This is a genomic window from Actinorugispora endophytica (genome assembly GCF_004363075.1).
Lineage (GTDB): Bacteria > Actinomycetota > Actinomycetes > Streptosporangiales > Streptosporangiaceae > Actinorugispora > Actinorugispora endophytica.
This window is the reverse complement of record NZ_SNYN01000001.1, coordinates 709,352-729,650: the sequence shown is the minus strand read 5'-3', so window position 1 is coordinate 729,650 and position 20,299 is coordinate 709,352. Positions and strand designations below refer to the sequence as shown.

Below are 20,299 nucleotides of genomic sequence, written 5' to 3'. Positions count from 1 at the left end.
ACGGAGTTTATGCGCGGCGGCCGGACGGCCCGGGGACGGCGGACGCGGTTCCCGCATCGGTCGGCCGGACGGGAAACCCGGCGGTCCAGTCGGTAAGGTGGCGCCATGACGAAGTGGGAGTACGCGACCGTGCCGCTGTTGTCGCACGCGACCAAGCAGATTCTGGACAACTGGGGCGAGGACGGCTGGGAGCTCGTCTCGGTGATCCCCGGCCCCTCCGTGGACGGCGACCCGCGCAACCAGCAGCTGGTGGCCTACCTGAAGCGCGAGAAGTGACCGTGGCCACCCCCGAGGAGCGCATCGCCGGGCTGGGGCTCTCCATCCCCGAGGTCGCCAGGCCGGTCGCCGCCTACGTGCCGAGTGTGCGGAGCGGCGACCACGTGTACACCTCCGGCCAGCTCCCGTTCGTCGAGGGGGTGCTCGCGGACACCGGCAAGGTGGGCGCCGAGGTCACCCCCGAGCGGGCCAGGGAGCTCGCGGCGGTGTGCGCGCTGAACGCCATCGCCGCGGTCAAGGCCGAGGTGGGCGAGCTGTCCCGGGTCAGGAGGGTGGTCAAGGTGGTCGGGTTCGTTGCCAGCGACCCCTCCTTCACCGGCCAGCCGCTGGTCGTCAACGGGGCCAGCGACCTGCTGGGCGAGGTGTTCGGCGAGGCCGGGACGCACGCGCGCAGCGCGGTCGGCGTGGCGGTGCTGCCGCTGGACGCTCCGGTCGAGGTCGAGATGATCGTCGAGGTCGGATAGCAGCACACCCCGGCCGGGACGCAGAACCCCGGGAGGATGTTCCGTGTCGATGAGTCTTCCGCCGGGTCCGAGCGGGGACGAGGGGGCGCTCCCCGGGAGCGCCCCCTCGGTCGCCGCGGGTCCGGCCGGGCCGGGTGTCGCCCGCCACCTCGGTGGTGAGGTGCCCCCGCGGGTCCGCGACGTCCTCTCCGGGCGCGTCGCCCCCGCCGAGCCCCGTGACGCCGCCACCGTGATGCTGGTGCGCGGGAGAGGCGGGGGGCTGGAGGTGTACCTGCTGCGGCGGGTCCCCTCGATGCGGTTCGCCCCCGGCGTGTACGTCTTCCCCGGCGGTTCGGTGGACCCCCGGGACGCCGACCACCGGGTCCGCTGGGCGGGTCCGCCGCCCGCGGAGTGGGCCCGCCGGCTCGGGGAGGACGAGCCGCTGGCGCGCTCCCTGGTGTGCGCCGCCGTGCGGGAGACCTTCGAGGAGTCCGGCGTGCTGCTGGCGGGCGCCTCCGAGCACGAGGTCGTCGCCGACACCCGGGGCGACGACTGGGAGGCCGACCGGCGCTCCCTCGTCGACCACACGCTGTCCTTCGCCGAGTTCCTCGACCGGCGCGGCCTGGTGCTGCGCTCGGACCTGCTGCGGCCGTGGTCGCGGTGGGTCACCCCGACCGTGGAGCCGCGCCGCTTCGACACGCGCTTCTTCGCGGCCGTGCTGCCCGAGGGCCAGCAGACCCGCGACGTCGGCGGGGAGGCGGACCACGTCACGTGGCTGCGCCCGGCCGAGGCGATCCGGCTCCGGCGCGCCGGCGAACTGGCGATGATGGCGCCCACCGTCGCCAACCTCAAGGACCTCGTCGGCCGCGCGGCCCCCGAGGACGTGCTGGCGACCGAGCGCGAGGTCGTCCCGATCACACCCGAACTCCGGGAGGTCGCCGGGGAGCTCACGCTGGTGCTTCCCGACGGCGTCGACTATCCGCTCTGATATCCCCCTGTCGGCATGCCGCGAAATGAGGTGCGATGAGGATCGACGGTTCCGGAACCCTACGCGCGAGCTGTGTCCTGTGCCCGAACCCCGGCCCGATGACACTGGACGGCACCAACACCTGGGTGCTGCGGGAGCCCGGCGCGCGCAGCGTCGTCGTGGTCGATCCCGGTCCGCACCACGAGCGGCACCTGGAACGGGTGGCGCGGATGGTGCAGGAGCAGGGCGCGCAGGTGACCCAGACCCTGCTCACCCACCGGCACCCCGACCACTCCGAGGGGGCCAGGTACTTCTCCGAGCTGACCGGGTCCCCGGTGCGCGCCGCGGACCCGGGGCAGCGGATCGGCGGCGACGGATTCGCCGAAGGGGAGTCCGTTGAGGCGGACGGACTGGCGCTGCGGGTGCTGCGCACACCGGGGCACACCACCGACTCGGTCAGCTTCCACCTGCCGGCCGACGACGTCATCCTCACCGGCGACACGGTCCTGGGCCGCGGCACGGCGGTCATCACCGGTGACGGCGACCTCGGCGACTACCTGGACTCCCTGGCCCGCCTGCGGGACCTGGCGGCCGCCACCGACGCGCGCGCCCTGCTGCCGGGGCACGGGCCCATCTGCACCGAGCCGCTGGTGAAGCTGAACTACTACATCCGGCACCGCGAGGACCGGCTGGGGGAGGTCCTCGGCGCGGTGGACGCCGGGGACGACTCCGTCGACGCGGTCCTGGCGCGGGTCTACGCGGACGTGGACGGTCCGCTGCGGGCCGCCGCGGCGGAGTCGGTGCGCGCGCAACTGCGGTACCTGATCAAGCGCGGTGACGTGCCGCCGGAACTTCTTCCGGAGTGATTCCGCAGGTCGGAGAAGTCTCCAGGGCCTTCGGGAAATTCTTCTGAAAAAGTCGGCACGATGTGTCGATCCGGGGGTTCCCCGTTCGACGCTTGAGTAGAGGCGGGGACGAGCAGGGCGCGACGAGCCCGGCGGGACCCCGCTCCGGAACCAGAGCCAACGAGGAGACACGACATGCGGTTCATGATGCTGTTCACGGTCGACGAGAGCGTCCCCGCCCCCGCCCCCACGTCCGAGATGTTCGCCGAGATGGGCAAGTACAACGAGGCCATGAGCAAGGCCGGGGTGCTGCTCGCGGGCGAGGGGCTGCTGCCCAGCGCCAAGGGCGCGCGGGTGGTGTTCTCCGAGGAGGGGCGGACCGTGGTCGACGGGCCCTTCACGGAGAGCAAGGAGCTGGTGGGCGGCTTCTGGCTGATCCAGGTGAAGACCAGGGAGGAGGCCGTCGAGTGGGCCACGCGCGCCCCCTTCGGCCCCGGCGTGGTGCTGGAGGTCCGCCAGGTGGTCGAGGTGTCGGACTTCCCGGCCGACGTCATCGACCCCGCGATCATCGAGCGCGAGCGGGAGATGCGCGCCGAGGCCGCCGAGCGGGCGGCCGCCGCCAGGCCGTAGTCCCGGGGACGGGCCCGCTCCGGGGTGCGGAGCGGGCCCCGCCGTGTTTGCGGCCCGCCGCCGGGGATGCTCTGATGGGCGACTGTGACGGCTTCTGAGACGAACGGCGCCATCGACGCGGTCTGGCGGATCGAGTCGGCGAGACTCATCGCGGGCCTGACCCGGGTCGTGCGCGACGTCGGCATCGCCGAGGAACTCGCCCAGGACGCCCTGGTCGCCGCGCTGGAGCAGTGGCCCGGGGAGGGGGTCCCGAACAATCCGGGCGCCTGGCTCATGGCCACCGCGAAGCGCCGCGCGATCGACCGGCTGCGCCGGGAGGAGCGGTTCGCGCGCAAGCTGGAGGTGCTCGGGCACGAGCTGGAGACCGGGCGCCAGGAGGCGGAACCGGAGTTCGACGCGGTCCTCGAGGACGTCCAGGACGACCTCCTGCGCCTGGTGTTCATCACCTGCCACCCGGTCCTGTCCACCGAGGCGCGCGTCGCGTTGACGCTGCGCCTGCTCGGCGGTCTGACGACCGGTGAGATCGCGCGCGCGTTCCTGGTCCCCGAACCGACCGTCGCGCAGCGGATCGTCCGGGCCAAGCGGACCCTGGCCAAGGCGCGCGTCCCCTTCGAGTTGCCGCCGCGCGCCGAACTCGCCGACCGGCTGTCGTCCGTACTCGAGGTCATCTACCTGGTGTTCAACGAGGGCTACTCGGCGACCGCCGGCGACGACTGGATCCGGCCGGGCCTCTGCGAGGACGCGCTGCGGCTCGGCCGCGTCCTGGCCGGGCTCATGCCCGGGGAGCCCGAGGCGCACGGCCTGGTCGGGCTGATGGAGATCCAGGCGTCGCGGACCGCCGCGCGCGTCGGCCCGTCGGGAGAACCCGTCCTGCTGCTGGACCAGGACCGCGGCCGCTGGGACCGGCTGCTCATCCGGCGCGGCCTCGCGGCGCTCGGACGCGCCGAGGCGCTGGGCGGTGAGCCCGGCCCGTACACGATGCAGGCCGGGATCGCCGCCTGCCACGCGCGGGCGCGCACCCCGGAGGAGACGGACTGGGCGCGGATCGCGGCGCTCTACGGGGAGTTCGCGAGGCGCGCGCCGTCGCCCGTCGTGGAGCTGAACCGCGCGGTGGCGGTTTCGATGGCGTTCGGTCCGGCCGAGGGCCTGGACATCGTCGACGCCCTGCTCCCGGAGCCGTCGCTCAAGAGCTACCACCTCCTGCCGAGTGTGCGCGGCGACCTCCTGGCCAGGCTCGGCCGCCTCGACGAGGCGCGGGAGGAGTTCGAGCGCGCGGCGTCGCTCACGCGCAACGAACGCGAGCGCGCGCTGCTCTCGGAGCGCGCCGCCGCGTGCGCGCGCTGACGCCCCCGGAGGGCGCGGGCACGGCGACGGGCCCGGCCGTCACGGCCGGGCCCGGTCGAACGCGGGGTCAGCGCGCCCGGCGCCGCATCCGCTCGATGTCGAGCAGGACCACGGCCTTGGCCTCGATCCGGAGCCACCCGCGCAGCGCGAACTCCGCCAGCGCCTTGTTGACGGTCTCCCGGGAGGCGCCCACGAGCTGGGCGAGCTCCTCCTGGGTGAGGTCGTGGTGGACGTGCAGGCCGTCCTCGCCCTCCTTGCCGAACCGCTCGGCGAGGTCGAGCAGCGCCTTGGCGACGCGGCCGGGAACGTCGGTGAAGACGAGGTCGGCCATGACGTCGTTGGTGCGGCGCAGCCGGGTCGCCAGCGACTTCAGCAGGTGTACGGCGACCTCCGGCTGCTGCGCGATGAACGGGCGCAGGTCGTCGTGGCCCAGCCCGGCGAGCACGGTGTCGGTGACCGCGACGGCGCTGGCCGTACGCGGGCCGGGGTCGAACAGGGACAGCTCGCCGAACATCTCTCCGGGCCCGAGCACGCTCAGCAGGTTCTCGCGCCCGTCGACGGCGGTGCGGGTGAGCTTGACCTTCCCGCTGAGAATCACGTAGAGGCGATCACCCTCCTCGCCCTCGGAGAAGAGCGTCTGGCCCCGGCCGAGTCGCACCTCGGTGATCGAGGCGCGCAGCGCCGCAGCGCCGTCCTCGTCGAGTGCCTCGAACAGAGGGGCTCTGCTCAGCACCTCGTTGGTCTCGTCCACCACTTCCTCCTCGCAGCCTGACCGTCAACAGTGTGACGCATATCGCACCAGCTGTGAAACCAGCTTGTTATCCTGGCCTGTCATTTGGGGGACGACCAGCCCGTCACAGCCGACGTCAGCACCATGATCCTAATTGTTCCAAGGCGCGTGGCCGCCATCCCCACTCCCGTGAACGGAATCAGGGCGGGGTTCGGCCGATCGGACCCGAGTCGCGTCCGGGGAGGGGCGGGGTCCGTACTCTGGTACCCGTGCCCCGTGACGTACCCACCTCCTCTTCCGCGACAGCGACCAGCGGCGTCGCCCCGGCCGGGCGCGACACCCCGACGGGTGAGACGCGTCTCGCACTGGTGAGACGTTCCCGACGCGTCAACCGGGAGCTGGCCCGGCTCTATCCCGACGCGCACTGTGAGCTTGATTTCACCGACCCCCTGGAACTCCTGGTCGCCACGATCCTGTCCGCCCAGTGCACCGACAAGCGGGTCAACAAGGTGACCCCCGCGCTGTTCGCGCGCTACCGGTCCGCCGCCGACTACGCCGGCGCGGACCGGGAGGAGCTGGAGGGGATCATCCACTCCACCGGTTTCTACCGCGCCAAGGCGAACAGCATCATCGGCCTGGGGCGGCGGCTGTGCGACGAGTACGGCGGCGAGGTGCCCGGACGGCTGGCCGACCTGGTAACGCTGCCCGGGGTCGGACGCAAGACCGCCAACGTGGTGCTGGGCAACGCGTTCGACGTCCCGGGACTCACCGTGGACACCCACTTCGGGCGCCTGGTCCGCCGGTTCGGGATGACCCGGGAGACCGACCCGGTCAAGGTCGAGCACGAGATCGCCGGGCTCTTCCCCCCGAAGGAGTGGACGATGCTGTCGCACCGGCTCATCTGGCACGGCCGCAGGGTGTGCCACGCGCGGCGCCCCGCCTGCGGGGCGTGCGAGATCGCCCGCCTGTGCCCCGCGTTCGGCGAGGGGCCCGTGGACGAGGCGACGGCGCGCGGCCTCGTGCGGACGGGGCCGTTCTCGTGACGCGGCCCGATACGCGGACACCCGGGTGGATGACGTCCCTCGCGGACGCGGCGCGGCGCATGCCGGTGCCCGCCGTGATGCGGCCGCCGGCGAGCGGCGGACGCGCCTCGGCCGTCCTGGTGCTGTTCGGCGAGACCGAACTGGGCCCCGACGTCCTGCTCATCCAGCGCAACACCGGGCTGCGGCGACACTCGGGCCAGCCCGCCTTCCCCGGCGGCGCGATCGACCCGGCCGACGCGGGGCCCGTGGACTGCGCCCTGCGCGAGGCCGAGGAGGAGACCGGTGTGGTCCGCGACGGCGTCCAGGTGCTCAGGACGCTGCCGGAGCTCTACATCCCCAACACCGGTTTCCGGGTCACCCCCGTCATGGGCTGGTGGCACACCCCCTCGGAGGTGCGCGCCGTGGACACCGGGGAGGTCGCCTCGGTCGCCCGCGTGCCCGTCGCCGAACTCGTGGACCCGGCCAACCGGCTGAGGACCCGCCACCCGGACGGCGGCACGGCCCCCGCGTTCCGGGTCCGGGACATGCTGGTCTGGGGCTTTACGGCGGGGATACTGAACCAACTGCTTGTATTGGGTGGTTGGGAACGGCCGTGGCCGAGCGGGGCGGGTGAGGTGGTCGACGTGATCGCGCGCACCGGTCGCGGCGGCGTTGGCGCACCTTAGGAGGATGGGAGAGTCGTGCTGGACGCGATCCTCGTCGTGCTCGTCGTGGTCTTCGCGATCTCCGGCTACCGACAGGGCTTCATCGTCGGAATCCTGAGCTTCGCGGGTTTCATCGGCGGCGGGGTGCTCGCCGCGCTCGGCACGCCGTCGGTGATCCAGGCGCTGGTGGAGGACCCCACCCAGCAGGCGCTGCTGGCCATAGCGGTGGTGTTCCTGGCCGCCGCGGTGGGCCAGTTCCTCGCCTCCTACCTCGGAGCGCTGATCCGCAACAGGGTCACCTGGAACTCGGCGCGGATCGTGGACGCCATGGGCGGCGCGGTGGTGAGCGGGCTGTCGGTCCTGCTCGTCACCTGGCTGATCGGCAGCGCGGTCGCCAACTCGGCGATCCCGATGGTCGCCGGTCAGGTGCAGAACTCGCGGATCCTGCACGCGGTGGACGCCGTCATGCCCGACTCCGCGCAGACGTGGTTCTCCACCTTCCGCAAGGTCGTCGACCAGAGCGCCTTCCCGCAGGTGTTCAGCGGCCTGGGCTCCAGCGAGCCGGCCGAGGTCGCCGAGCCCGATCCGAGCGCGCTCAGCACCGAGGAGCTGCGCGTGGCGGGCCAGAGCGTGGTCAAGGTGCTGGGGACCGCGCCGTCCTGCCAGCGCAGGGTGGAGGGAACCGGGTTCGTCTACGCGCACGAGCGCGTCATGACCAACGCGCACGTCGTGGCGGGCGTCGAGGAGGAGCTGAGGATCCTCACCAGGACGGGCGAGCAGCTGGCCGCCACCGTGGTCCTGTACGACCCGCAGCAGGACCTGGCGGTGCTCGAGGTGCCGGGGCTGGACCTCGCGCCGCTGGAGTTCGAGCAGGACGCCGAGAAGGGCGACGACGCCGTGGTCGCGGGCTTCCCGCGCAACAACGGGTTCACGGTCGTCCCGGCCCGCGTCCGCGCCGAGCAGACCGCCCAGGGGCCCGACTTCTACCACTCCCAGCAGGTGAGCCGCCAGATCTACCAGGTGCGCGCGGTCGTGCGGCCCGGCAACTCCGGCGGGCCGCTGCTCTCCCCCCAGGGCACCGTCTACGGTGTGGTCTTCGCCGCCGCCACCAACGAGGACGAGACCGGGTACGTGCTGACCGCCGAGGAGGTCCAGGCCAACGCGCGGACGGGCGCCGACGCCACCACCCCGGTCTCGACACAGGAGTGTGACTAGGGAGTCTCCGGCGCGGGGATGGTTCGCGCGCCGGTGGTTCCGTTGACGGTCTTGGGCTTTCCGCCCGTTTCGGGGCCGGGAAGGGCGGAAAGCCCAAGACCGTCAACGGAACCCTCACGCAACGGACGATCGGGCGCCTCCCCGGTCGTGGGGAGGCGCCCGCGGGTGCGTGTGCCGTGTCAGCCGATGCCGTGCGCGCCGGTGGGTTCGACCCCGCCCTTGTGCAGCGGCCAGCTCATGCGGACCACCGTGCCGACCTCGTTGGGCTCGATGCTCACCTCGTCGGCCAGGCCCAGGATGACGGCCAGGCCGACATCGGGTGAGAGCCCGGTCACCCCGCCCGGAGGCGTGTGCTCGCCGATGTAGGCGTGTGCGTCGCTGTCGAAGCCGTTGAGCGGGGACCCCTCGTCGGGCTCCTTGGCGGGAGCCCGGTCGGAGACGACCACCTCGAACCGGCCCGACCGGTTGCCGTTGATCCGGTCGGGCGCCACCGGACCGCTCGGACCACCGGGGCCGGCGCTGTCGATGAGCTCCAACTGGATCGGCTGCTCCGGGCAGTGCGCCCGGTGCGCCTCCACCGCGCGCGAGCACGCCTCGCCCACCGCCAGACGGACCTCGTCAAGGGTGGACTCGTTGATGCCCGCGCGCCTGGCCACGGCCGTGGCCATGAGGCGGGCGGTGCGTACGTGTGCGGGCAGCGCACTGATCGTGAGCTGAACGATTGCCATCGCTTGTGCTTACGTGACTACTTCGACTTACGCTTGTCGATGGCTTCCCGCACCGACTCGTAAATGCCGAAGACTTTGGTGAGACCGGTGATGCGGAAGATCTTCAGGATCCGCTCCTGGGTGCACACCAGGTCGAGGGTGCCGTCGTGCGCCCGCACCCGCTTGAGGCCGCCGACGAGCACGCCGAGACCGGTCGAGTCGAGGAACTCCACCTTCTCCATGTTCACGACGAGGTGGAAGTTGCCCTTGTTCACCAGGTCGATCAGGAGCTCACGCAGCCGAGGCGCCGTATAGACGTCGATTTCACCTTCGACGACGACGATCTCGGTGTCGTCCTCGGTGTAGTGATCAAGCTTCAAATCCACTAGTCCTCCAGCGCCGAACCGCGAAAACTCGCGAGGGATCTCTGCCGGGCGTTACCCCACAGGGCGGCATTCAACCACGCCTGGCCTTGCCATCTGCTTGCTACGCACAAGAAAACCACGCCACCGCGCGAGTCTTACCCCGGATGTCACACTGAAACCGTCAAACATCAGCTGCCGTCCCGAGTGAAGGCGCGCGACCCAACAGGAGGGTGCCGGGTTGAACCGCTGGGAACCGATCCTCCAACGGTTGTGGCGTGAACATACCCGCCCTTCGCAGGTGACACATGTGGAACGTCTGGCGAGTAGTCCCGGGGTAAGGGAAGACTGGCCGGACTGGACGGCGCCTGCGGTGGTGGAGCGACTGGTCGAGACAGGGGTACCGGCTCCCTGGTCACACCAGGTCCGCTCGGCGAACCTGGCCTACGGTGGCGAGAATGTGATCATAGCCACTGGCACCGCCTCCGGAAAATCGGTCGCGTTCCTGCTGCCGTGCGCACACGCGGTCGCCGAGGGCGGAACGGTGCTCTACCTCTCACCCACCAAGGCCCTGGCGGCCGACCAGCGGCGGTCGCTGGCGGAACTGGCCCTGCCCGGGATGCGGGCCGCCGCCTACGACGGTGACACCGTCCCCGAGGAGCGGGCCTGGGTGCGGGCGCACGCCAACTACGTGCTGACCAACCCCGACATGCTGCACCGCGGGATCCTGACACGGCACGCCGCGTGGTCGGGGTTCCTGCGGCGACTGCGGTACGTGGTGGTCGACGAGGCGCACCACTACCGGGGGGTCTTCGGCTCGCACGTGGCGCAGATCCTGCGGCGCCTGCGCCGGGTGTGCGCCCGGTACCGGTCCGAACCGGTGTTCATCCTGGCCTCGGCCACCTCGGCCGCGCCCGCCGAGACCGCCGAGCGGCTGGTCGGGCTGCCCGTGGCGGCGGTCGCCGAGGACGCCTCGCCCCGCGCGGCGCTGGACTTCGCCCTGGTCGAGCCGGAACTGACCGGGTCGAAGGGCGAGAACGGGGCGCCGGTGCGACGCACCGCGACGGCCGAGGCCGCGGACCTGCTGGCCGCCCTCGCGGGCGAGGGGGTGCGCACGCTGGCGTTCGTGCGCTCGCGCCAGGGCGCGGAGCTGGTGGCGATGTCGGCGCAGCGGGCACTGGCCGACGCCGGGAAGCGCGACCTGGCGCACCGGATCGCGGCCTACCGGGGCGGCTACCTGGCCGCGGAGCGCAGGGAACTGGAAGGGGCCCTGCGCTCGGGCGAACTGCTGGGCCTGGCCAGTACCAACGCGCTGGAGCTGGGGGTGGACGTCACCGGACTGGACGCGGTCCTGCTGACCGGCTGGCCGGGCACCCGGGCGTCGCTGTGGCAGCAGGCGGGACGGGCGGGACGCGGTGGACAGGACGCGCTCGCGGTCTTCATCGCGCGGGACGACCCGCTGGACACCTATCTCGCGCACCACCCGGAGGCGATCTTCGGCCGACCCGTCGAGGCGACCGTGCTGGACCCGGACAACCCGTACGTCCTGGGCCCGCACCTGTGCGCGGCGGCCGCGGAACTCTCCCTCACGCCGGAGGACCTGACGGTCTTCGGTCCGGCGGCCGAGGAGGTGCTGGCCGACCTGGTGGCCCGGAGGATGCTGCGGCGCAGGCCCCGGGGCTGGTTCTGGACGCGGCGGGACCGCGCCCCGGACCTGGCGGACATCAGGGGCTCGGGCGGGCCGCCGGTGCAGATCGTGGAGGACGGCAGCGGCCTGCTGCTGGGCACCATCGACGAGGCGGCGGCGCACTCGACCGTGCACACCGGGGCGGTCTACCTCCACCAGGGGCTGACCTACGTGGTGGACGAACTCGACCTGGAGGCCGGCGTCGCCCTGGTGCGGGGGGAGAACCCCGACCACAGCACGTGGGCGCGCGAGGTCACCGAGATCGAGATCCGCAGGACCCTGCGCGAGGAGGCGTGGGGCGGGGCGACGGTGAGCTTCGGCGAGGTGCGGGTGGCCCGCGAGGTGGTGGCCTACCTCAAACGGGACCTGCGCACCGGCTCGGTGCTGGGGGAGCAGCCGTTGGACCTGCCGGAGCGGGTGCTGCACTCGCGCGCGGTGTGGTGGACGGTCGGCCGGGACGCGGAGGAGCGACTCCGGGCCGAGGGGGTGGAGCCGCGCGGGGCCGCCCACGCGGCCGAGCACGCCGCGATCGGCCTGCTGCCGCTGTTCGCCACCTGCGACCGCTGGGACATCGGCGGCGTCTCGACCGCGCTGCACCCCGACACCGGTCTGCTCACCGTCTTCGTCTACGACGGCCACGAGGGCGGCGCGGGCTTCGCCGAACGCGGCTACGCGGCCGCCCGCGCCTGGCTGCGCGCCACCCGCGAGGCCATCGCCACCTGCGAGTGCCCGGACGGCTGCCCGTCGTGCATCCAGTCGCCCAAGTGCGGGAACGGGAACGACCCGCTCAGCAAACCCGGCGCCCTGCGCCTCCTGGACGCGCTGCTGGCCCCGTCCTGAACCGGCGCGCGGGGCGCCGGGGAACCGGTGCCCCCGGGGCGGCGGCATCAGGACCCCTCCCCGCGCCGTGCGGTAGCCGGGGCATCGCGGGACGCCCCGGGGTGTGTCCGGCGGGTCATTCGGGCCGGTCCTCGGCGGGCGGTTCGGGGGGAGCGGGGTGGTGGTCCCGGCGCGGGGCCAGAGGCCCCCGGAGCGGACGCGGACCGCGCCGCCGGACGGCCCGGGGGGCGGCGGAGTGTCCGCTGCGGGGCACCGGGCGGGCCCACAGGCAGCAGGGGCAGTAGGTGAAACGGCCTGATGACGGCATCGGATGCGACTCCGGGGGTGGTTGGGTCACGGGCGGGTCCGGCGGCGGCCTCGGTACCTCGGTGGGAAGCGGGGCCAGCCGACGCTCAGGCGCATCGCCAGCGTCAGTGCCGCGGCCGCCACGAGCACCCAGGTGGCGACGGCCCCGGCGACCCGGCCGGCGGAGGAGCCGGGAGCGGGCGGCGGCAGGCCGCCGTACCGTGTCTCGGCGGCGGGTTCGAGCAGTGCCCGAGCGGCCGGGGCCGTTCCGGTGCCGCTCTCCCCGGGGGAGGGGACGGAGGCCACTGCGGAGGAGGCACCGGGGAGAGCCGTTCCCTCCCCGGTCGCGGTGAGGGAGCAGCAGCAGACGACGACCGCGGCAACGGCGGCGGCCGCGAGTCCGGGCGACCGGGTGGGAGGGGGCATCACGCTTCCAATCCGTCGTGGGGTTCGGGGAGGCGCTTCGGGGCCGCTCCGTCGGCGGTGGCCCACCGCCCCGGGGGAGGATGCCCCGGAGCGGCGGGCGGGGAATGGGCGGCCGCCTGGTCGGGGAGCGGCGGCTCGGGGGCGGAGGCGGCTCCGAGAGGGCCGGCGCGGGCGCGGGCCGACACGCGGCCGGGCCACAACCGCGCCGGTACGTCGACGCCGACGTCCAGAGTGAGCCCGGAAAGCGTGCAGTGGGTCAGCCGCGCCCCGTTCGCCGAGGCGGTGTGCCGGGCGAGTCCGCAGGCATGCCGGCGGCCCTCCGCCGCTTCCCGGGCTCCGGCCAGCGCCGCCAGATCGGCGGCGGTGGCCGCGCGGTGCCGGTCGGTCCGCACGCTCACGACCAGGATGACGGCGATCGTGCTGAACCAGACCAGGGTGCACAGGGTGAGCACCCAGATGGTCCCGGAGCCGCGTTCGCGGTCCGAGCCCCAGGGAGATCCCGCCGGGTGGACGCGCATCTCACCGGCCGCCGTCGAGGCCCCGGCGGGCGTCGGCCCACGTGCGCAACCGGTGGAACGGACGGCGCACGCACCAGCGCAGGACGATGTAGTAGGGGCGGGCGCGGATGCGCACTCCCCGGTAGACGACCTCGCGGAGCGGGCGCCGGTAGCCGGGGTCGTCGAACGGGAAGAAGCGGCGGTGTCGCAACGGGGGCTCCTCAGCTGTCGGGTTCGGTCGGGATCGAGGCCGTGCCGCCGACGCGGAACGGCGGAGACGCCCCCGAGAGGATCCGGACCGGCGCGGTGACCGACACGTGGGCGAAACCGGAGGAGAGGGAGAGCTCGACCACGGCGTCGCGCGGTCCGACCCGGGAGACCAGCGACCTGACCGCCGAGGGGTCCTGGCCCCGGGCGAGCGCGCGTGCCCCGATCCGGGCGGCGTCCACGCATTCGAGCTGCGTGGTGGCGGCCTGGACGCAGGCGAGCGCGACGGCCAGGACGACGACCAGGCAGGGCAGGGCCACGGCGATCTCCGCGGTGACCGTTCCGCGGTCGCGACGGGGGCGGGTGCGGGGGCGGGTGCCGGGCAACTCACCCACCCGCCTGGAGCGCGTCGACGACCATCCGGGTGAGGAGGTCCCTGATCTCGGAGCTGGTGAGGATGAGGTACAGCACGGCCGCGAACGCGCACGCCGAGACCGTGGCCAGGGCGTACTCGGCCGTCGCCATCCCGAGGTCGCGGTCGCGGGTGGCGGGCAGGAGGCGGGACAGCGGGACGGTGGGGACGGACAAGGGGAACCTCCTTGGGACGGGCCCGGGTGGTCGTTCCGAACGACCGGCCTGAAACCAGGGTGCGCCGGGGAGGCGGGCGCGGAAAGCCGGGTTCTTTTTCTGTGGACAACCGCTCGTCTCTGTCCACAGGCGGTGAGGAGAGAGTTGCGGATTCGGGGTTTCCCCGGGTGGAGCAGCCCCGGGGTCAGGACAGGACCAGGTCCGAGACGAGCCCGGCCGCCAGCGGGACGACTCCGATGAGGGCGAAGGCCGGGAGGAAGCACAGGCCCAGCGGGGCCGCCACGGCCACGCCGACCCGCTGGGAGAGCGCCAGCGCCCTGACCCGTGCGGCGCGGCGGCAGTCGGCGGCGTGCAGTTCCAGGACGTCCGCCAGGGGCGCGCCGGTGCGGCTCGCGCGCGCGATGGCCTTGCCCAGCGTCACCAGTTCGGCGGGTCCGCGCAGCTCCCGCCATGCCTCGGCGGGGTCCGCGCCGAGGCGGAGCCGATGGGCGACCTCGCCCAGTTCGGTCCCCAGCGGCCCGCCCACCGCCCGCGCGACCGCGGCCACCACCCCGATCGGGTCGGATCCCGAGCGGAGTCCGGCCACCAGCAGGTCCACCGCCAGCGGGAGCGCCATCGCGCTCTCGGCGGCGCGTCCGCGCGCGGCCGCGGGATCGCCGCGGCCGAGCCGCCACCACACCAGCGCGCCCGCCGCCAGCCCCGCCGGAAGGCCGATCGGCGCTCCCAGGAGCAGGCAGGCCGTGCCCAGCGGTGCGCACGCGACGAGGACGCGGAGCCCGACGGGGACCCGGCGGGGCTGGCGGCGGGACGGCCGCCGGGGCTTCGGCGAGAGAGCGGCGAGCCGGTGCTCGGCGACGGACCGCCCGTCCCCGGCGAGCAGGGCACCGGCCAGCGCGGCCATGCCGACGAGCGCGGCCTCGAACAGGTCCATCCGGGGAGTCCGCCTTTCCGGGGGTCGGGACAGGGACAGGGCGGGGAGGCGGTGCCGTACCCGGGGATCGGGGTCTCCCGGGGGTGCCACTCGGGACTCCTTCCCGGAAAAACGGGTGTGGGAGGGGCGGTGCCCGCTGTTCCCATCCGGGACGACCGCGAAAACGGACGATCGCGGTCAATCCCCGTGGTCGGGACGCCGGCCGTCCGGATCCGGCCTCGGGGGCACGGGTTGTCTCCCCGGGGGAGACGTGTTTTCCGTCGGTCCCTTTCCCGGTCACGCTCGTACCGCTGCCAGTACCCTGTTCACCATCCGACGCGTCCACCACAGTCCCAGGGCGTTCAACGCGCCCCCGGCGGTCAGGCAGGCCAGACCCGGCGCGGTGGTCAGGAGGAAGGACAACGGGGAGCCGCCGAGCGCGCCGGCCATCACCAGCCCCAGCAGCGGGAGCACCGCGAGCAGCAGGGCGGTGGCGCGCGGCCCGGCGAGCTGGGCGGAGAGTTCCTGTCGGAGCGCCTCCTCCTGGGTGAGGCCCTCGGCGAGCCGTTCCACCGCCGTCGCGAGGCCGTTCCCGGACGAGGCGGCGACCCGCCAGCACGCGGCGAGGTGGGCCAGACCCGCGGCTCCTGGGCGCTCGGCCGCCGCGAGCAGCGCGGGAACCGGGTCGTGCCCGGCCCCGGCGAGCGCCACCGCTCCCGAGAGCTCCGACGCCAGCAGGGGGTCGGTTTCACGGGCGGCGGCTCCGAGGGCGGTGGCGGGGGCGCCGCCGCCCCGGAGTTCGGCGGCCAGGGCGCGGCACAGCTCGACGCAGGCGCGGAGCCGGCGGGCGCGGAGCCGGCCGGGCCTCCGCGCGGTGGCCCGGCCGATCGTCGTCCACAGGCTGTGGACGGTTCCGCCCGCGGGCCGTGGCGTGAGCAGGCGCAGCCGGAGTTCGGCGGCCGAGGGCAGCGACCAGACCGCGACGCAGCCGACGCAGCCGATCAGCAGCAGCGCCCCGCCGTACGGGGCGAGTGGCGCCAGCCACCCGGGAGCGGAGATCACGCCTTCTCCCCGGGGAGCGGCGCGAGCCGGTCGTGGAGTTCGTCGAAGGCCTCGTCGCGTACGAGGTCGCCGTTGCGGGGGAAGGTGACCGCGGGAACCGCCCGGACCAGGCCGTCGGCCCCGCGGCGCAGTACGCACAGCTGCGCGACCCGGCGCGGCCCGCCGCCGCGGTCGCGCACCAGGTGCACGATCAGGGCGCGGGTCGCGGCGAGTTGGCTGTGCACGGCCTCGCGGCTCAGGCCGGCCGCGCATCCCAGCGCCTCGATCCTGGCGGGGACGTCGGCGGCGGTGTTGGCGTGGACGGTGCCGCCCCCGCCCTCGTGGCCGGTGTTGAGGGCGTTCAGCAGGTCGACGACCTCGGCCCCGCGGACCTCCCCCACGATGAGCCGGTCGGGGCGCATCCGCAGCGCCTGGCGGACCAGTTGGTGCAGGTCCACGCCGCCGCTGCCCTCGATGTTGGGCGGCCGCGACTGCAAACGGACCACGTGCGGGTGCTCGGGCCGGAGTTCGGCGGAGTCCTCCACGAGCAGCAGCCGCTCCCGGGGGCCGACCAGGGAGAGCAGCGCCGACAGCAGGGTGGTCTTCCCGGTCCCGGTCCCACCGCAGATCAGGAAGGCGGACCGGGACTCGACCAGGGCGTGCAGCAGTAGCGCGCCGAAAGGCGGCAGCGCGCCGGAGTCGACCAGTTCGGCGAGGGAGAAGACCCGGTGCCGGGGCAGCCGGAGGGACAGGCGGGTGCCGTCCGGGGATATCGGGTCCAGCACCGCGTGGAACCGCGCTCCCGAGGGGAGGCGCGCGTCGGTCCAGGGGACCGCCGCGTCGAGCCGCCGCCCGGCCTGTGCGGCCAGCCGCTGGGCCAGGCGGCGGACCGCCTCCTCGTCGGGGAACCGGACCCCCTCGACCCGGCGGAGTCCGTCGCCGTCGTCGATCCAGACGTCCTGGGGCCCGTTGACCAGGATGTCGGTGACGGAGGGGGCGGCCAGCAGGGGCTCGAGGGGGCCGGCCCCCGTGAGCTCCGCGCGGAGGGTCCGGGCGATCGCCAGGACCTCGGCGTCGCCCAGCATCCCGCCCTCGGCCCGCACGGCGGCGGCCACCCTGGCGGGCGTCGGTTCGGACTCCTCGCGTACGAGGCGGGCCCGGACCGCCTCGAGCAGGGGTCCGCCCGCGGCGCCGGGGACCGGCTGCTCCCCGTTCACGCGGAGAGGGCGAGGTCGGCGCGGAGTCCGGCGACGAAGGAGTCGCCGAAGGCCGCCAGCGGGGAGCGCGGGTCCCGGGCGGGGGTGTCGCCGCGGTCCAGGAGCCTGGCGAGGCCGGGCTCGTCGGTGAGTTCGCCCGCGATGGGAAGGCCGAGGGACTCGGTGACGGCCTCGACCGACAGCGTGGCGGGGGAGGCTCCCCGCACGACGAGGCGCAGGTCCGGGACGAGGTCTCGCAGGAGCGGGATGATCCGTTCCGCGGCCACCACCGAGTGCACGTCGGCGGGCAGCACCAGGAGGGTGACGGTGGAGCGCCGCAGCACCTCCTCGGCGGAGGGGTCCAGCGACCGGGGCAGGTCCGCGACCACCAGTTCGGCGCCCCGGGTGGCGGAGGTGAGCACCGCGCGCATCGCCGTCGGCGGGACGGGCGAGCTCGGTCGGCGGGCGGTCCAGGTCATGAGGGAGATCCCGTGCGCCGAGGGCAGGGCGTCGCGCAGCGCGGACCAGATCATCCGGCCCCGGCGCCCGCTGAACTCCTCCCAGTGGGACCCGGGGGCGTGCTCCGCGCCGAGCAGGAGGTCGAGCCCGCCGCCGAGCGGGTCCGCGTCGAGCAGCGCGGTGCGCAGCCGGGCACGCCGCCCGGCCAGGGCCAGCGACACGGCGAGCAGGCTGGCCCCGGCACCGCCGCGTCCGCCGATCACCGCGACGAGGGGCGCGTGCCCGGGGGCGCGCTCGGCGGACTCCGCGAGCAGGTCGGCCAGGCGGGCCTCGGCGTCGGGGAGCGGCAGGACGTCGCGCGCTCCGACGCGCAGCGCGTCGGCGTAGAGCGAGTGGTCCGGACGGGCCGGGCCCCGGCTCGTGACCACCACGTTCGGGTTGTCCGCCGGTTCGAGCCGGGCCAGCGCGTGGACGAGGTCGGCACCCACGACCACCAGCGGGGCGGAGGCCCAGTAGCGGCCGCTGCGCGCGGCCGCGTGGACCACGGTCACCTCGACGTTCGCCGCGGCCGCCAGGCGCAGGAGGTCGTCGAGGAGGTCCGCGTCGTCGGTGACGACCAGCGGGTGTGCGGGATCGGTCTCGGTCATCGGGGCCTCCGGGGCGATGGAGTGGTGTCTCCACGTTCGCCTGGTCCCGTAGGCCGGGGAAAGCCGGATCTCCGGCCTGTGGACAACGCGTCCCGCAGAGGCTCCCGGTGCCGGTGCCTGTACCTGTGCCTTCCGCCGGTCCCGCGGCCGCGGTCGCCTGCGGCGCCGGAGACGGGAGCGGGGCCCTCTCCGGGGAGGGATCCGGTGACCGGAGGGGAAGAGGTGACGGCCCCCGCCGGGGGGAGAGCGGGGGCCGTCCTACGGCCCGGCTCCGGGGGGGTAGAGCCGGTTCCGTTATCCAGTGAGGTCGATCGCGGGAGCCGAAGGCCGCCCGCTGACGGGCCGTCGCGGTGCGCGGTCGACCGGCGCGGACCCGTCCCGGTCGGCGCGGACGCGAGTACCGCCGCGCACCTGGATGGAAGATGGGAGGAACTTTGTGAGACACGCGCTCGACGCGCCTGCCCTCAAGTAATAAAACTTATACGCAACGTTATCACGCTGGTTTGCGGCCTTGTTCGAAAATGACCCTCTGAGACTCTTTTCAAGTCGTGTGACTAGGCGTACAAAGGAAGTAGTTGGTGGGTGGAACCCACCAGGCACGGCAGCCGGGAACCCACGCGTCATCAAGCCGCGAGAGGCTCGTCTAGATCAGGTTCTGCCTGGTCAGACTATAGATATTGCACGCTTGCTAACCTGGCCCGACGTGTCCGCGGCGGCACTCCGCCCCGTCCCGGTACAGGGATGGGCGGGGTGCCGTTCGTCTTTGTCCGCCCCGCGCGGAATCCGCCGGCGCCGTCCGTCCGTGACGAATCCATCGGACCGAAACGGTGACCGGGGGTTCCGGAGAGAAATGGGACGCGGAGTACCGTTTCGCTTATCCGCGGGCGGTGATTCCTCCGGCGCCTCCCGTGGCGGTCCTGCTCACGCGCGCCTGAGCGCCTCGCACGTGGCGAGGGAGTCCCGGGCGCCCGCCGCGACCGCGCGGGCGCAGTGCACGACCCATCCGGCCACCCCCTCGGGGGTGCCCGCCCGGTAGCCGCGCAGCGCGGCGACGTACTCCGCGCGCAGTTCCTCGTGCCCGAGCTGGGTGGGCACCAGCGACTTGGGGTCGAGGCCGCGTTCGAGCAGGGTCAACCGCTCCGCGGCCCGTGCCACGATGCCGTCGCCCCAGCCGAAGGGGCGCAGCGCCAGGAGTTCGCCGTGCACGATCGCGCTGGTCACCAGCGCGGGAGCGGTGGTCCGCGCGGTCAGCAGGGAGCCGAGCGCGTCCAGGCGGGCCGCGACCTCGGCGGCGCTCGGCGGCGCGCCGACGCCGAGCGGGTCCGTCGCGTCCTCGCCGTCCGCCCGGGGGCGTCCCAGGGCCTCGGCGGGCACCGCGTCGGCCGCGGCCAGCATGTGCAGCCGGGCCAGTGCCTGGCGTGGGGCCCTGGACCAGGTCTCCACCAGGACACCCAGTTCGCCGGAGACGCGCAGCGCGCCCTTGACCCGGGGGTCCTCGCTCTCTCCGGCGCGCACCCGCTCCAGTGCGGCGTCGGCGCCCTCGAGCACCGCGGAGGCGCGCGCACCGCGCAGCGCCGCCTCCATGGAGACGTCGCTGCCGCGGCGGCGCAGCACCCTCTGGCCGATAAGTAGGTCGACGAGGTCGCGCGTCTCCTGGACGGCCTCGGCGACTCCGGGAAGTTCCGCGATCCGCAGCAGGGGATCGGCTGACGCAGCACTCACGCTACGAACCCTACGTCGCGGGGGTGAACGGGTGGACGGCCGGGCGGGACACGCGGTTCTTCCGGGAGGCGTGAGGAGCGGCCGGAGGGATCTGTGCAAGGATGCCAAGGACGTGTGTCCGAATGAAGGGAGCCGCCTCGGTGTCCGAAACCAAGACGGGTGGCGGGGAACCGGTGGACTTCGGCGCCACCGAGCGTTCGCTGGGGGATCTCACCGCCGAGGTGACCGGCAACCTCTCCCAGTTGGTGAGCCTGCAGATCGAGCTCGCCCAGGTGGAACTCGCCGCGGATGTCCGGCGGGTCGCCAAGGGGACCGGTCTGCTCGTGGTCGCCGCCCTGATCGCGCACCTGATCCTCATTCTGGCCTCCGTGACCATCGCCTTCGGCCTGGTCGCGGGAGGGCTTCCCGAATGGGCGGCCTTCCTGATCGTCACCGGCTTCTACACGCTCGTCGCCGTCGTCCTCGGCTTCTTCGGGATCCGCTCGTACAAGGCGATCCAGCGCATGCCCCGCACCAGGGAGTCCCTCGCCAGGACCAAGGCCGTGCTGCGTCGCGAGCACGCCGCCGAACTCTGAAGTACCGACGGGG

At 73.7% G+C, this 20,299-nt stretch carries 24 protein-coding genes; 11 read left to right on the top strand and 13 right to left on the bottom strand.

Annotated elements, in window-relative coordinates:
* The first annotated feature begins 105 nt into the window (after window positions 1–105).
* The 6 genes from EV190_RS03455 (at window position 106) to EV190_RS03430 (ending at window position 4,505) form a co-directional block, all read left to right on the top strand.
* Window positions 106–276, top strand: a complete 171-nt coding sequence (locus tag EV190_RS03455; RefSeq protein ID WP_133739902.1) for a DUF4177 domain-containing protein — start codon at window positions 106–108, stop codon at window positions 274–276.
* Window positions 277–278: 2 nt separating this feature from the next.
* Complete coding sequence (locus tag EV190_RS03450) at window positions 279–740, top strand: RidA family protein (RefSeq protein WP_133739901.1); 462 nt, start codon at window positions 279–281, stop codon at window positions 738–740.
* Between the two features lie 49 nt (window positions 741–789).
* Window positions 790–1,707, top strand: coding sequence for an NUDIX hydrolase (locus EV190_RS03445; protein ID WP_166655373.1), 918 nt, complete (start codon window positions 790–792; stop codon window positions 1,705–1,707).
* A 35-nt stretch (window positions 1,708–1,742) separates the two neighbouring features.
* The gene (locus tag EV190_RS03440) at window positions 1,743–2,552 is read left to right on the top strand and encodes an MBL fold metallo-hydrolase (protein WP_133739900.1); all 810 of its coding nucleotides are present in this window, start codon (window positions 1,743–1,745) and stop codon (window positions 2,550–2,552) included.
* Between the two features lie 174 nt (window positions 2,553–2,726).
* Window positions 2,727–3,161, top strand: coding sequence for a YciI family protein (locus tag EV190_RS03435; RefSeq protein ID WP_133739899.1), 435 nt, complete (start codon window positions 2,727–2,729; stop codon window positions 3,159–3,161).
* An 84-nt stretch (window positions 3,162–3,245) separates the two neighbouring features.
* A complete protein-coding gene (locus EV190_RS03430; RefSeq protein WP_133739898.1) occupies window positions 3,246–4,505 on the top strand; it encodes an RNA polymerase sigma factor in 1,260 nt (419 codons plus the stop codon).
* A 67-nt stretch (window positions 4,506–4,572) separates the two neighbouring features.
* Here the strand turns inward: EV190_RS03430 and EV190_RS03425 are convergent, their stop codons facing one another.
* The gene (locus tag EV190_RS03425; protein ID WP_133739897.1) at window positions 4,573–5,256 is read right to left on the bottom strand and encodes a Crp/Fnr family transcriptional regulator; all 684 of its coding nucleotides are present in this window, start codon (window positions 5,254–5,256) and stop codon (window positions 4,573–4,575) included.
* Between the two features lie 248 nt (window positions 5,257–5,504).
* Here EV190_RS03425 and nth point away from each other — a divergent pair, with 248 nt between their 5' ends.
* Genes nth through EV190_RS03410 form a run of 3 tightly spaced genes read left to right on the top strand, consistent with a single transcriptional unit; the run spans window position 5,505 to window position 8,137 of the window.
* The gene (gene nth / locus EV190_RS03420; RefSeq protein ID WP_133739896.1) at window positions 5,505–6,278 is read left to right on the top strand and encodes an endonuclease III; all 774 of its coding nucleotides are present in this window, start codon (window positions 5,505–5,507) and stop codon (window positions 6,276–6,278) included.
* A 29-nt stretch (window positions 6,279–6,307) separates the two neighbouring features.
* The gene (locus EV190_RS03415; protein ID WP_133739895.1) at window positions 6,308–6,943 is read left to right on the top strand and encodes an NUDIX hydrolase; all 636 of its coding nucleotides are present in this window, start codon (window positions 6,308–6,310) and stop codon (window positions 6,941–6,943) included.
* Window positions 6,944–6,958: 15 nt separating this feature from the next.
* Window positions 6,959–8,137 carry a MarP family serine protease gene (locus EV190_RS03410; RefSeq protein ID WP_133739894.1) on the top strand — a complete coding sequence of 393 codons (1,179 nt, stop codon included), beginning with the start codon at window positions 6,959–6,961 and terminating at the stop codon, window positions 8,135–8,137.
* A 179-nt stretch (window positions 8,138–8,316) separates the two neighbouring features.
* Here the strand turns inward: EV190_RS03410 and EV190_RS03405 are convergent, their stop codons facing one another.
* Both EV190_RS03405 and EV190_RS03400 read right to left on the bottom strand, forming a co-directional pair.
* Window positions 8,317–8,865 (bottom strand): ATP-binding protein, encoded by a 549-nt coding sequence (locus EV190_RS03405; protein ID WP_133739893.1) that lies wholly within the window; start codon window positions 8,863–8,865, stop codon window positions 8,317–8,319.
* A gap of 17 nt (window positions 8,866–8,882) precedes the next feature.
* Window positions 8,883–9,230, bottom strand: a complete 348-nt coding sequence (locus EV190_RS03400; RefSeq protein ID WP_133739892.1) for an STAS domain-containing protein — start codon at window positions 9,228–9,230, stop codon at window positions 8,883–8,885.
* 217 nt (window positions 9,231–9,447) lie between these two features.
* On the opposite strand from EV190_RS03400, the gene EV190_RS03395 reads away from it, so the two are divergent.
* Entirely contained in the window at window positions 9,448–11,733 is a 2,286-nt protein-coding gene (locus tag EV190_RS03395) for a DEAD/DEAH box helicase (RefSeq protein ID WP_208112997.1), read from the top strand.
* A gap of 333 nt (window positions 11,734–12,066) precedes the next feature.
* On the opposite strand, the gene EV190_RS03390 is transcribed toward EV190_RS03395, so the two are convergent.
* The 10 genes from EV190_RS03390 to EV190_RS03345 form a co-directional block, all read right to left on the bottom strand.
* On the bottom strand, window positions 12,067–12,444 hold the full coding sequence (locus EV190_RS03390) for a hypothetical protein (protein ID WP_133739891.1): 378 nt from the start codon (window positions 12,442–12,444) through the stop codon (window positions 12,067–12,069).
* Entirely contained in the window at window positions 12,444–12,962 is a 519-nt protein-coding gene (locus tag EV190_RS03385) for an Rv3654c family TadE-like protein (RefSeq protein ID WP_133739890.1), read from the bottom strand. The genes EV190_RS03390 and EV190_RS03385 overlap by 1 nt, the downstream gene beginning before the upstream one ends.
* A gap of 1 nt (window position 12,963) precedes the next feature.
* Window positions 12,964–13,152: a hypothetical protein gene (locus EV190_RS03380; protein ID WP_133739889.1), complete on the bottom strand. Its 189-nt coding sequence runs from the start codon at window positions 13,150–13,152 to the stop codon at window positions 12,964–12,966.
* Between the two features lie 10 nt (window positions 13,153–13,162).
* Window positions 13,163–13,543, bottom strand: coding sequence for a TadE family type IV pilus minor pilin (locus EV190_RS03375; RefSeq protein ID WP_133739888.1), 381 nt, complete (start codon window positions 13,541–13,543; stop codon window positions 13,163–13,165).
* Window positions 13,536–13,736: a DUF4244 domain-containing protein gene (locus tag EV190_RS03370; RefSeq protein WP_279536602.1), complete on the bottom strand. Its 201-nt coding sequence runs from the start codon at window positions 13,734–13,736 to the stop codon at window positions 13,536–13,538. Before EV190_RS03370 ends, EV190_RS03375 begins: the two co-directional genes overlap by 8 nt.
* 184 nt (window positions 13,737–13,920) lie before the next feature.
* Window positions 13,921–14,667 carry a type II secretion system F family protein gene (locus tag EV190_RS03365; RefSeq protein ID WP_133739887.1) on the bottom strand — a complete coding sequence of 249 codons (747 nt, stop codon included), beginning with the start codon at window positions 14,665–14,667 and terminating at the stop codon, window positions 13,921–13,923.
* A gap of 276 nt (window positions 14,668–14,943) precedes the next feature.
* Entirely contained in the window at window positions 14,944–15,708 is a 765-nt protein-coding gene (locus tag EV190_RS03360; protein WP_341770510.1) for a type II secretion system F family protein, read from the bottom strand.
* Window positions 15,705–16,904, bottom strand: a complete 1,200-nt coding sequence (locus EV190_RS03355) for a TadA family conjugal transfer-associated ATPase (RefSeq protein WP_133739886.1) — start codon at window positions 16,902–16,904, stop codon at window positions 15,705–15,707. The genes EV190_RS03360 and EV190_RS03355 overlap by 4 nt, the downstream gene beginning before the upstream one ends.
* Entirely contained in the window at window positions 16,901–17,989 is a 1,089-nt protein-coding gene (gene ssd / locus EV190_RS03350) for a septum site-determining protein Ssd (RefSeq protein WP_133739885.1), read from the bottom strand. Before ssd ends, EV190_RS03355 begins: the two co-directional genes overlap by 4 nt.
* A 921-nt stretch (window positions 17,990–18,910) precedes the next feature.
* Window positions 18,911–19,711, bottom strand: coding sequence for an oxidoreductase (locus EV190_RS03345; RefSeq protein ID WP_133739884.1), 801 nt, complete (start codon window positions 19,709–19,711; stop codon window positions 18,911–18,913).
* Window positions 19,712–19,851: 140 nt separating this feature from the next.
* Here EV190_RS03345 and EV190_RS03340 point away from each other — a divergent pair, with 140 nt between their 5' ends.
* Window positions 19,852–20,286 (top strand): phage holin family protein, encoded by a 435-nt coding sequence (locus tag EV190_RS03340; protein WP_243742303.1) that lies wholly within the window; start codon window positions 19,852–19,854, stop codon window positions 20,284–20,286.
* The last annotated feature ends 13 nt before the right edge of the window (window positions 20,287–20,299 follow it).

Excerpts from the sequence above, each read along its gene's own strand:
- EV190_RS03405 (WP_133739893.1), bottom strand. The coding sequence starts at position 8,865 with ATGGCAATCGTTCAGCTCACGATCAGTGCGCTGCCCGCACACGTACGC.
- EV190_RS03445 (WP_166655373.1), top strand. The coding sequence starts at position 790 with ATGAGTCTTCCGCCGGGTCCGAGCGGGGACGAGGGGGCGCTCCCCGGG.
- EV190_RS03435 (WP_133739899.1), top strand. The coding sequence starts at position 2,727 with ATGCGGTTCATGATGCTGTTCACGGTCGACGAGAGCGTCCCCGCCCCC.
- EV190_RS03455 (WP_133739902.1), top strand. The coding sequence starts at position 106 with ATGACGAAGTGGGAGTACGCGACCGTGCCGCTGTTGTCGCACGCGACC.
- EV190_RS03415 (WP_133739895.1), top strand. The coding sequence starts at position 6,308 with ATGACGTCCCTCGCGGACGCGGCGCGGCGCATGCCGGTGCCCGCCGTG.
- EV190_RS03390 (WP_133739891.1), bottom strand. The coding sequence starts at position 12,444 with ATGCCCCCTCCCACCCGGTCGCCCGGACTCGCGGCCGCCGCCGTTGCC.
- EV190_RS03440 (WP_133739900.1), top strand. The coding sequence starts at position 1,743 with ATGAGGATCGACGGTTCCGGAACCCTACGCGCGAGCTGTGTCCTGTGC.
- EV190_RS03365 (WP_133739887.1), bottom strand. The coding sequence starts at position 14,667 with ATGGACCTGTTCGAGGCCGCGCTCGTCGGCATGGCCGCGCTGGCCGGT.
- ssd (WP_133739885.1), bottom strand. The coding sequence starts at position 17,989 with ATGACCGAGACCGATCCCGCACACCCGCTGGTCGTCACCGACGACGCG.
- EV190_RS03385 (WP_133739890.1), bottom strand. The coding sequence starts at position 12,962 with ATGCGCGTCCACCCGGCGGGATCTCCCTGGGGCTCGGACCGCGAACGC.